General features: G+C 72.3%; 9 protein-coding genes. 3 read left to right on the top strand and 6 right to left on the bottom strand.

The window, feature by feature from the left end; translation table 11 throughout:
* Positions 1-143: 143 nt before the first annotated feature.
* Entirely contained in the window at positions 144-3,119 is a 2,976-nt protein-coding gene (locus AB0H87_RS31175; protein WP_360153625.1) for a glycoside hydrolase family 38 C-terminal domain-containing protein, read from the bottom strand.
* A 138-nt stretch (positions 3,120-3,257) separates the two neighbouring features.
* Here AB0H87_RS31175 and AB0H87_RS31170 point away from each other — a divergent pair, with 138 nt between their 5' ends.
* The 3 genes from AB0H87_RS31170 (at position 3,258) to AB0H87_RS31160 (ending at position 5,999) form a co-directional block, all read left to right on the top strand.
* Positions 3,258-3,980 (top strand): alpha/beta hydrolase, encoded by a 723-nt coding sequence (locus tag AB0H87_RS31170; RefSeq protein ID WP_360153622.1) that lies wholly within the window; start codon positions 3,258-3,260, stop codon positions 3,978-3,980.
* A 64-nt stretch (positions 3,981-4,044) separates the two neighbouring features.
* A complete protein-coding gene (locus AB0H87_RS31165) occupies positions 4,045-4,245 on the top strand; it encodes a hypothetical protein (protein ID WP_360153619.1) in 201 nt (66 codons plus the stop codon).
* A 104-nt stretch (positions 4,246-4,349) separates the two neighbouring features.
* A complete protein-coding gene (locus tag AB0H87_RS31160; protein WP_360153616.1) occupies positions 4,350-5,999 on the top strand; it encodes an MDR family MFS transporter in 1,650 nt (549 codons plus the stop codon).
* Positions 6,000-6,126: 127 nt separating this feature from the next.
* Here AB0H87_RS31160 and AB0H87_RS31155 read toward each other — a convergent pair whose 3' ends face one another.
* From AB0H87_RS31155 to AB0H87_RS31135, 5 genes are all read right to left on the bottom strand, one after another.
* Positions 6,127-6,846 carry a dihydrofolate reductase family protein gene (locus tag AB0H87_RS31155; protein ID WP_360153613.1) on the bottom strand — a complete coding sequence of 240 codons (720 nt, stop codon included), beginning with the start codon at positions 6,844-6,846 and terminating at the stop codon, positions 6,127-6,129.
* 33 nt (positions 6,847-6,879) lie between these two features.
* On the bottom strand, positions 6,880-7,104 hold the full coding sequence (locus AB0H87_RS31150) for a DUF2188 domain-containing protein (RefSeq protein ID WP_360153610.1): 225 nt from the start codon (positions 7,102-7,104) through the stop codon (positions 6,880-6,882).
* Between the two features lie 85 nt (positions 7,105-7,189).
* On the bottom strand, positions 7,190-7,558 hold the full coding sequence (locus AB0H87_RS31145) for a hypothetical protein (RefSeq protein WP_360153607.1): 369 nt from the start codon (positions 7,556-7,558) through the stop codon (positions 7,190-7,192).
* Between the two features lie 33 nt (positions 7,559-7,591).
* Positions 7,592-8,482, bottom strand: coding sequence for a siderophore-interacting protein (locus tag AB0H87_RS31140; RefSeq protein ID WP_360153604.1), 891 nt, complete (start codon positions 8,480-8,482; stop codon positions 7,592-7,594).
* Positions 8,479-10,435, bottom strand: a 1,957-nt coding sequence (locus AB0H87_RS31135) for an iron ABC transporter permease (protein ID WP_360153601.1), incomplete at its 5' end; no start/stop codon positions are given. The genes AB0H87_RS31140 and AB0H87_RS31135, both read right to left, overlap by 4 nt.

The following is a 10,435-nucleotide window of genomic DNA, read 5'->3' as shown; positions in this document are numbered from 1 at the left end:
CACGCGGCGGTGCCGGACGCCAAGATCTCGTACTTCCGGCACCCGGGCGGTGCCTGGACCCAGGCGGCCGTGGACGTCGCCAAGGAGGGGCGGCCGACGACGCCGATCGCCGAGACGATCGCGGCGGACCTGGCCAAGCTCGGCTAACGGCTGAGGCGGACGGTCACGATCTGGAACGGGCGCAGCCGCAGGAGGAGTCCGTCCTGGAGTGCGTCCCGTTCCAGGTCGCGTTCCAGGAGGTCGGTCTCGGTGGCGGCGGTCACCGGGAAGTCCGCTCGCAGGTGGGCGGTGGCCCGGCCGCCGAGCGCCTCGTAGACGCGGACGACCACGTCGCCGGACCGGTCGTCGGCCAGCTTGACGGCCTCGACGACCACCGACTCCGGCGGGTTCGCCCGCACGTGGACCAGCGGCTCGACGGGTTCGCCGCGGACCGTGCGGACGGGCAGGTTGATCTCGTAGCCGGCGCGGACCGCGTCGGCGACCGTGGCGCCGGGCACGAGTGCGTAGCGCATGGCGTGGCGGCCCTGGTCGGTCTCCGGGTCGGGGAACCGCGGCGCCCGCAGCAGGGACAACCTGACGACGCTGTACGTGCCTCCGCCCGGCTTAGCCACCCGCCGGACGTCATGGCCGTAGGTGGAGTCGTTGGCGAGCGCGACGCCGTAGCCGGGCTCGGCGACCCGCACCCACCGGTGCGCGCACACCTCGAACCGGGCGGCGTCCCAGGAGGTGTTCTCGTGGGTGGCGCGCTCGAGGTGTCCGTACTGGGTCTCGTACCGGGCCCGGTCCGTGTGGACGTCGAGCGGGAAGGCCACCTTGAGGAACTTCTCGCTCTCGTGCCAGTCCACCTCGACGCGGAAGTCGACCCGGCGGGCCCCGGCCGGGAGGGTGATCTCCTGGAGCACCGTGGAGGCGCCGAAGGCCCGGGACACCCGGATCGTGTCGCCGGCCAGGGTCAGCTCGGTCGTGGTGTCCACATCGGTGACCAGGTCGCGGTAGAACGGGTCGACGTCCCACGCGTCCCACTGGTTGGGCTCGTCGCGGTGCAGCTGCAGGAGGTTGGCCGGGGCGGCGAGCACTTCGCGGCCGGCCTTCAGGTCGAGGACCGAGACGACCAGGCCCCGGCTGTCCACGGTGACCTGGAGGCGGCCGTTGTCGAGGACGTAGCCGCCGTCGCGCGCCTCGGCCCGGACGATGCCGGCGGCCACGGGTGGGTGGCCGGCGCCCATCGCGGGCAGGCCGTCGCGGGCGAAGGGGGACGCGTTGAACGCGACCACGCCGGCGGTTGCCTCGGTTCTGAGCGCCCCGGCGATCAGTGACTCCAGCTCCGCTTCGACGCGAGCGTACGCCTCCCGCGCCTCACGGTGGACCCAGGCGATCGATGATCCGGGGAGGATGTCGTGGAACTGGTGCAGCAGCACGGTTTTCCAGAGCCGGTCCAGCGTCTCGTAGGGATAGTCGGCTCCCGTGCGGACCGTGGCGGTCGTGCACCACAGCTCGGCCTCGCGCAGGAGATGCTCCGACCGGCGGTTGCCGCGCTTGGTCGCGGCCTGCGAGGTGTAGGTGGCGCGGTGCAGCTCGAGGTAGAGCTCCCCGACCCAGACCGGTGCCTGGTCGCCGTACTCCCGTTGCGCCGCCTCGAAGAACGCCTGCGGCGCCTCCATCACGACGCGCGGTGCACCCTCCAGATCGGACAGTCGCCGCGCCCGGGCGATCATCTCCCTGGTCGGCCCGCCACCGCCGTCGCCGTGGCCGAACGGCAGCAGCGAGCGGGTCGCGCCGCCCTTGTCGCGGAAGTTGCGCACGGCGTGGGCGAGCTCGGCCCCGGTCAGCTCGCCGTTGTAGGTGTCGGCCGGCGGGAAGTGCGTGAACACCCGGGTCCCGTCGATGCCCTCCCACCAGAACGTGTGGTGCGGGAACCGGTTGGTCTGGTTCCAGGAGATCTTCTGGGTGAGGAACCAGCGGGTCCCGCTGAGCTTGACGATCTGCGGCAACGCGGCCGAGTACCCGAACGAGTCCGGCAGCCACGCCTCCAGTGTTTCGATGCCGAACTTCTCGAGGAACCACCGCTTCCCGTGTACGAACTGGCGCGCCATCGCCTCGGAGCCGGGCATGTTGGTGTCGGACTCGACCCACATCCCGCCCACGGGCACGAACCGCCCCCTCCGCACGTGGTCGGCGACGCGGGCGAACACCTCGGGCCGGTGCTCCTCGAGCCAGGCGAACTGCTGTGCGGAGGACATCGCGTACACGAGGTCGGGGTTGGTGTCGAGCAGGTCCGCGACGTTGGCCGCGGTGCGCGCGACCTTCCGGACGGTCTCGCGCTGCGGCCAGAGCCAGGCGGTGTCGATGTGGGCGTGCCCGACGGCGGTGATCCGGTGGGCGCTGGCGTGCGCGGGCCTCGTGAGCTGGCCCGCGAGCGCCTCGCGGGCCGCGGCGGCGGTGCCGGACAGGTCGGCCGGGTCGAGCGCGTCCATCGCCCGCGAGATCGCCCGGAGGATCTCGTGCGCGCGGGGCTCGCCCGCCGGGAGCTGCTGGCGCAGCTCGGCGAGCACGTCGAGGTCGAGGACCAGATCGGCGAGCACCTCGTCCCGGACGGTGATGTCGGCGCGGACCAGCCGGTAGAGGGGCGCGTCGCCGGCGGTGGCGAGGTCGCCGAGGTCGGTCGGGCGGAACGACTCGAGCACCGTCGGATTGGCGGCGGCCTCGACGTAGAGGTCGACGTCGCCGCCTTCGACGGGGATCCAGTCGTTGCGGGGGTGCAGTCCCTTCCGCACGGAACCGTCGGGACGGTAGACGAGCCCTTCGGCCTGGAAACCCGGCGAGGCGTTGTTCCACCCGAGGTCGACGACCACCTCGAGCCGCGCCGCCGCGGGCACGCCCGCCGGCACCGCGCCGGTCAACCGGAACCAGGTCGTGCGCCAGGGCGGTCCCCACGCGCCACCGAGCGGGAAGGGCGTGAACCGCCCCTCCGCGAGGGCGGTCGCCGGTGGGACCGGCTCGCCGGGAACGTGCCAGGCGGTGACGTCGAGGCCGGCGACGACGCGGTGCACCGCGGGCCGGAGTCGTTCGGAAAGGAGCCGGGCCAACCGTTGTTCGACAACGGTCCGGTCGTCATGCACCCGCGTAGCCTATCGATCTCACCCGACCGGGCGTCCATGATCATGCGGTGCGCGATTCTCCCGAACCGGAACGGGTGCGCGGGTGATGCTGGCACGATCGGAATCGGACCGCGTACCGCCGACGCGAGGGGGTTCCTCATGGCACGGCCCACCATCGTCCTGGTCCACGGCGCGTGGGCCGACGGGTCCAGCTGGAACGCCGTCGCGAGTGCGCTGCTGACCCGGGGTTTCACCGTCCTGACGCTGCCGAACCTGCTGCGCGGCCCGAAAACCGACGCGGCGTACATCGCGTCATGCCTGGAGCAGCGGACGCGCGGGCCGGTGGTGCTGGTCGGACACTCGTACGGCGGCTTCGTCGTCACGAACGCCGCGAAGGCCGGCGGCGACGTGCGGGCGCTGGTGTACATCGACGCGTTCGCCCCGGACGAGAACGAGACCGTCTTCCAGATCCTGGGCGACTCCGGCTCGGCGCTCGCGGTGCCCGACCCGACCACCGTCCTCGACCTGGTCCGCTACCCGGGCGCGCCGGAGGGCGACCTGGACGCGTTCCTCAAGCCCGACTCGGTGCACACCGCGTTCGCGCAGGACCTGCCGGAGGCGGACCGCTGGCTCATCGTGCAGAGCCAGCGCCCGATCACGTTGAGCGCGAACAACACGCCGTCGGGCGTGCCGGCCTGGAAGTCGCTGCCGAGCTGGACGGTGATCGGCAACGACGACCGCGTCATCCCCGCGGCCACCCAACGCCGCATGGCCGAGCGCGCCGGCGCCACCGTCACCGACGTGGACGCCTCCCACGTCTCAATGGTCTCGCAGCCCCAGGTGACCCTCGACGCCATCCTCGCGGCCGCGGAGTCGGTCTAGGCGTACCCCCGTTGCTGAGCCGTTTTGCACCTTTTGAGGTTTAGGTCGGCCTAGCGTCACTGGCGTGCAGGTGTGGAACACGCCCTCCGACCGGCTCGGGATGGAGTGGCGGATCGAGGTGCGCGACACCGGGCACGTCAGCGTGTTCCGGCGGACCGGACGGCGGGTCGGGCACGCGCCGCTGCGGCATCCGCGGGACCTGCACGAGCTGGGTCGCTGGCTGGTCGAGCGCGGGATCGATCCGGACCAGCTCAGGGCACCATGAACGCCTATGCGTGACTCGTTTCTCAGTGGGAAAACTTGCCCACAGCGCAAGATCAGGAGGATGCTGGAGGTGATCGAACACCGTTCCGGAGGGATCTCCCTGCGATGAGTGCCACCACAACGACCGCCCGGTCGCACGCCGAACCGGGCCGGATGAGCCACCGGCAGACCCTCGAAGCGCTCAGCGGGCTGCTGCTCGTGCTCTTCGTGGCACTGGTCAGCAGCACGGTCGTGTCCACCGCCCTGCCGCGGATCATCGGCGCGCTGAACGGGTCGCAGACCCAGTACACCTGGGTGGTCACCGCGACCCTGCTGTCCGCCACCGCGACGACCCCGATCTGGGGCAAGCTGGCCGACCTGTTCAACAAGAAACAACTGATCCAGATCTCCATCGTGATCTTCGTCGTCGGCTCGGCGATCGCCGGGCTCAGCCAGAACGCCGGCCAGCTGATCGCGGCCCGCGCGTTCCAGGGCATCGGCGTCGGCGGCCTGCAGGCGCTGGTCCAGGTGGCGATCGCCGCGATGATCCCGCCGCGCGAGCGGGGCCGCTACAACGGCTACCTCGGCGGCGTGATGGCCCTGGCCACGGTCGGCGGCCCGCTGCTCGGCGGCCTGATCGTCGACACGTCGTGGCTCGGCTGGCGCTGGTGCTTCTTCGTCGGCGTACCCATCGCGATCATCGCCCTGGTCCTGCTCCAGGCCACGCTGCGCCTGCCCACCATCAAGCGCGAGAACGTGAAGATCGACTACCTGGGCGCGACGCTGATCGCCGCCGGGGTCAGCGTGCTGCTCATCTGGATCTCGTTCGTGGACGGCACGTTCCCGTGGCTGTCCTGGCAGACCTACCTCATGGTCGGCGGCGCGGTGGTCCTGCTCGCGCTCGCCGTGCTGGTCGAGTCGAAGGCGTCGGAACCGGTGGTGCCGCTCCACATCGTCAGGCAGCGCACCACGGCGCTGGCCATCCTGGGCAGCCTGGCGGTCGGCATGGCGATGTTCGGCGGCGCGGTCTTCCTGGGCCAGTACTTCCAGATCGGCCGCGGCTACTCACCCACCGAGGCGGGCCTGCTGACCATCCCGCTGATGGCGGGCGTGCTGCTCTCCTCGATCGTCGCGGGCCGCCTGATCTCGAAGACGGGCAAGATCAAGCCGTACATCGTGGTCGGCTCGATCGTCCTGGTCGCCGGCTTCGCGATGCTCGGCACGATCGACCACGCGACGTCGCTGGTCTTCGTCGGCGCGGGCATGCTGCTGGTCGGCATCGGCGTCGGCATGACGATGCAGAACCTGGTGCTCGCCGTGCAGAACGGCGTGCAGCTCAAGGACATCGGCGCGGCCAGCTCGTCGGTAGCCTTCTTCCGCTCCCTGGGCGGCGCCATGGGCGTCTCGATCCTGGGCGCGGTGCTGGCGAACCGGGTCACGGACCAGATCACCCACGACCTGGCCGCGGCGGGCGTCCCCGCGGGCGCGGCGTCATCGGGGACGAGCGCCCTGAACCTCAACGCCCTGCCGGAAGCGTTCCAGCACATCGTACGAGCGGCCTACGGCGACGCGACGGGCCACATCTTCCTCATCTCGGCGGCGATCGGGGTGGTGGGTGTGATCGCGGCCCTGCTGCTGAAGCCGGTCACGCTCCGCACGAGCCTGGACCTGGCCGACCGGGAGCGCGCGGTGTCCACGGCCGCGGGCGCCATCGACGGGGTCGCGGACGCGGAGGAGCCGGTCGCGCAGAACGGCGCCCGCCCGACCAGCCGCTGAGTCACGAACCGGGCCCCTGCCGACACCCCTTTGTTCGGCAGGGGGCCCGCTCGTCGTTCTCGACCGCGCCCGGACCTCAGCCACGTCAGCCGGCCCTCCTGCCCGCCACGACCGCGCTCCAGGGTCATCACCTCACGACCTCGTAGTGGGCCCAGATGGTGCCCTCGCTCCCGACCTTCACGTCTATCGTGCGTAGTCGGGTCGGCAGCGAGCCGACGCCGGCGGGTGGGCCGTCCATGACCGACGGTGTGTCGAGGCCGCCGACAAGGGCCGGGACCGTGATGACATGGAGCTCGTCGACCAGCCCGGCACGCAGGAGAGCGCCGTTGAGGCCACCGCCGGCCTCGGACAGGACGCAGGTGGCGCCCAGCTCGGTGCGCAGCTTCCGCACCGCGGCGGTGAGGTCGTCGGCGCACAGGTAGGGGATGTCCTCGCGCCGCAGGTAAGCGAGGTAGCGCGCCGGCGTGTGCGGGTCGACGATCACCAACAGGCGCGTGTCGCCCTCCTGCTTGCGGGTCCACCGCACCCGGCCACGACGGTCGACGACCGCGAACCACCGGTCGCTCGACGCGCTCGGAGAGCCCACCTCCGCGGCATCCGGTAGCTCGAGCGGGCCCGCCTCCGGACCCACGAACGTGCCGCTGCCCTCGAGGACAACGGTCGGATGGTGGGTGGCTTCGATGGCGGCCGCCCGCCTGGCCAGCAGATCGTCGACGTCTGCCGGCCAGGCGGCGCGCCAGCGGGCATGCACGCCCGGGTCCAGGAGGAGCTCGCCACGGCCGAGCGTCACCCGCCCGTCCGCCGTCGCGGTCACCGCGACGACCACCCGAGGAAGCTCCTGTGTCATGGCGGCGACGCTATCGCCACCCCCCGACACTTCTCAGCCGGCGGGCGGGAAGGGATCGTCCTGATAGGTGTACTCGTTCTCGATCCGACCGTCGGCGTTGTGCACGATGAGCTGGCTGGGCTGGTTGCCCTTGGCGACCTTCCGCCCCGCGGCGACCGCGTCGGCCTTGGTGGAGTGGCTGCTGTCGGCCGACGAGCCGTGCTCAACCCTCCACCCGCCGCCGTCCGGCACGACGTGATACTGCGTACGCGATGTCATGGCACCTCCACAATGGTGTCCTGAAAGCAGTCCCTCCTGTATGTCCCTACCCGCCACCGAGCGTCCGAATCCTGAGGAAGAGGGCCTACCGCCATTGGGCGACGCTCGACAGTTCACCGGTGAGCAGGTCCGGCCGACCCCAGAAGTCACCCACGCGCGTGCTGAACACCGCGACCAGGCCGTCAGACCCCGCATACACCACGTAGAAGCCGACGTCCCAATGCCGTTCGGGCGAGACAGCCGGCGGCCGCAGTCGCAGGCGCTCGGTGCCGTCAGGCTCGAACACCACCGCGTTGTCGAGGCGGTCGGCGCGCTCGACGACGATGACGCTCGGCGGATCCGCCCAGGCCGTGACGCTCGCCGGCGGCGCCGGGAAGGTCATCTCGACCGCGACGTCGCCCCAGCTCCACCGGACGAGCCGCTCCCCCTCCCGCCACCGCACGTCAATCGCCATCAACGCGATCAGCCGGTGTCATCGCGCGACCGATCAGGACTCCGCGCGGCCGTTGCGCCAGTAACCCATGAAGGCCACCGACTTCCGGTCCCACCCCAGCTCCTTCACCAGATGCCGGCGCAGGGTCGTGATGGCGGCCGACTCCCCCGCCAGCCACGCGTACCGGTCCCCCGCGGCCCCGTCCTCCGGGACCTCCCAAATGTCGCCGTCCGGCTCCAGCTCGTCAACCGCCGCGCGTACGCCCGCCGGGACCGGGGTCCGGTGGCCCGCCACCACGTGCCGCACCGCTGCCACCAGCCGCGACCCGTAGTCGTGCCCGCCGTCCCGGCACACCCACGTCACCCGCATGCCGTCCGGGGCCGACAGCGGCAGCAGTGCGTCGTCCCGGGACGGGATCTCCAGGACCACGTCGCCGCGGGTCGTGCGGGGCAGGCGTGCGAGGATCGCCGCCACCGCGGGCGCCGCGGTCTCGTCGCCGGCGATCAGCAGGCGCGCGCCAGGCGGTGGGCGGAACTCCAGGCCGCCGTGGTCGCCGGCGTGCGCGGCGTTCGGGCCGATCAGCACCAGCGCGTCGCCCGGCGCCGCGACCAGGGCCCAGCGCGACGCCGGACCCCCGTCCCCGTGCAGGACCATGTCCACGTCGACCTCGCCGAGGTCGGCCCGCACCGCCGAAGCCGTGTACGTCCGGATCGGGTTGCGGTGCTCGTCCGGCAGCGACCGCCACCGTGACCACCAGTCCTCGTCCGTCGGCAGGAAGTCGAACTCGTGCACCGGCACCGGCAGGCACAGCTTGATCCGCTGGTCGTAGCCGTTGTCCGCGAACGACGTCAGGCAGTCGCCGGCGAACGTGACGCGGATGAACGACGGGCTCAGCCGCCGCACGGCAGACACCGTGACCGGGAAGAACCGCCACGCGGGGGTCATGACACACCTCCAGCGGACGCGGTACGCGACCGCCACAACAGCCAGACGAAGTACGGTGTCCCGATCAGCGCCGTGACCAGGCCCGCGGGGATCTGGGCCGGCGCGATGACCGTCCGGCCGAGGGTGTCGGCGCCGCTGACCATCAGCGCGCCGAGCAGGGCGGCCACCGGCAGGGCACGCGAGTGCCGCGACCCGACGAGGGCCCGCGCCGCGTGCGGCGCGACCAGGCCCACGAAGCCGACCACGCCCACCGCCGACACCGCTGTCGACGTCAGCAGCGCGGCCGCCACCAGTGCGACCAGGCGGGTGCGGTCCAGCCGGACGCCGAGCACCCGCGGCGTGTCCTCGTCGAGCGCGAGCAGGTCCAGGTCCCGCCGGGCGTAGGCGAGCAGCGGCACGGCGACCGCCAACGCCGCCAACACCGGGACGAGCTGTCCGGCGGTACGCCCGTACGTCGACCCCGACAGCCACGTCAGCGCCTTGCCGGTGTTCCACGGGTCCGTCGCGATGATGATCGTCGTGATCAACGCGAACAGGCCCGTCTGCACGCCGATCCCGACGAGCACGAGCCGGTCGGAGCTGAGCCCGCCGCGCCACGAGAGCCGGTAGACGAGTACGAACGCCAGCAGCGCGCCGACGCCGGCCGCACCCGACATCGCCCACACCGAGGCCAGCGGCACGAACGAGATCAGCAGGACGGCGCCCACACCCGCGCCGGCCGAGATGCCGAGCAGGCCCGGCTCCGCCAGCGCGTTGCGGCACACCGCCTGGACCGTCGTGCCGGCCAGGGCCAGCGCCGCCCCGGCCAGCAGTGCCGCGAACACCCGCGGGTAGCGCTGGTCGAGCACGAACGTGTAGGCAGGCCCGGTCCGGCCGGCGATCCAGTTGGTCACGTCGCCGAGCAGCACCCAGGTGTCCCCGCCGAGCATGCCGACGATGACCGCCGCCACCGCCAGCACCGCGCAGACGACGAGGACGACGAGAAAAGCACCACGTGACCGCAGCCGCCCGGACGTCGACTGTGGAGTGTTGCCCGCGTCCCGGTGCCGCCGCGCCAGCCAGACCAGCACGGCGGCACCGAACAGCGACGTCACGACGCCGGTCGGCACCTCGACACCGGCCTGCGCGCCGACGACCGCCCGCAGCAGCACGTCGGAGCCGACGACGACGAGCACGCCGACGATGCCGGACAACGGCAACAGGACCCGGTGCCGCTGCACGCCGGGCACCGGGCGGGCGAGCAGCCGCACGATGACGGGCGCGCAGAGCCCGACGAACCCGACCGGCCCGACCAGCGTGACCGCGGCCGCGCACAGCAGCACGGTCAGCACCACGACGACCAGCCGCGTGCGCCGCACGTCGACGCCGAGCACGGTCGCCGGGTCGTCGCCGAGGGCCAGGATGTCCAGCCGCCGGGCGGCCAGCAGAAGACCGGCGAGAGCCAGCACGACCACGGGCGAGACCTGCGTGACGGCGTGCAGGTCGCTCTGCACCAGCGAGCCGTTGCCCCACGCGTACAGGCCGATGGTGTTCTGCTCGAAGAGCAGCAGGAGCACCATGGTGAGCGACTGGAGGGCCAGCGCGACCGCGGTCCCGGCCAGGATCAGCCGGGTCGGTCCGGCCCGGCCGCCCGCCGAGAGGGCCAGCACCACGCCGGCCGCGGCGAGCCCGCCGAGGAACGCGAGCCCACCGGAGAGGAACAGCGGCAGGCTGAGCCCGAACGCGGACGCCGTGACGACGGCCAGGAATGCGCCCGCGTTGACGGCGAGCGTGTCCGGCGACGCGAGCGCGTTGCGGGCCAGCGACTGCAGCCCGGCACCGGCGACGCCGAGCGCCACGCCGACGACCAGCGCGGCGAGCAGCCGCGGCAACCGGGAGGCGACGAGCACCTGCGCGGCACCGGCGTCGGACGAGCCGAACAGCAGCCGCACCAGGTCCGTGAAGCCGACCGAC

Source organism: Asanoa sp. NPDC050611, from assembly GCF_040654855.1.
Taxonomy (GTDB): Bacteria; Actinomycetota; Actinomycetes; order Mycobacteriales; family Micromonosporaceae; genus Asanoa.
Note: the sequence above shows the minus strand (reverse complement) of the source record. Positions and strands in the feature narration are given on the sequence as shown.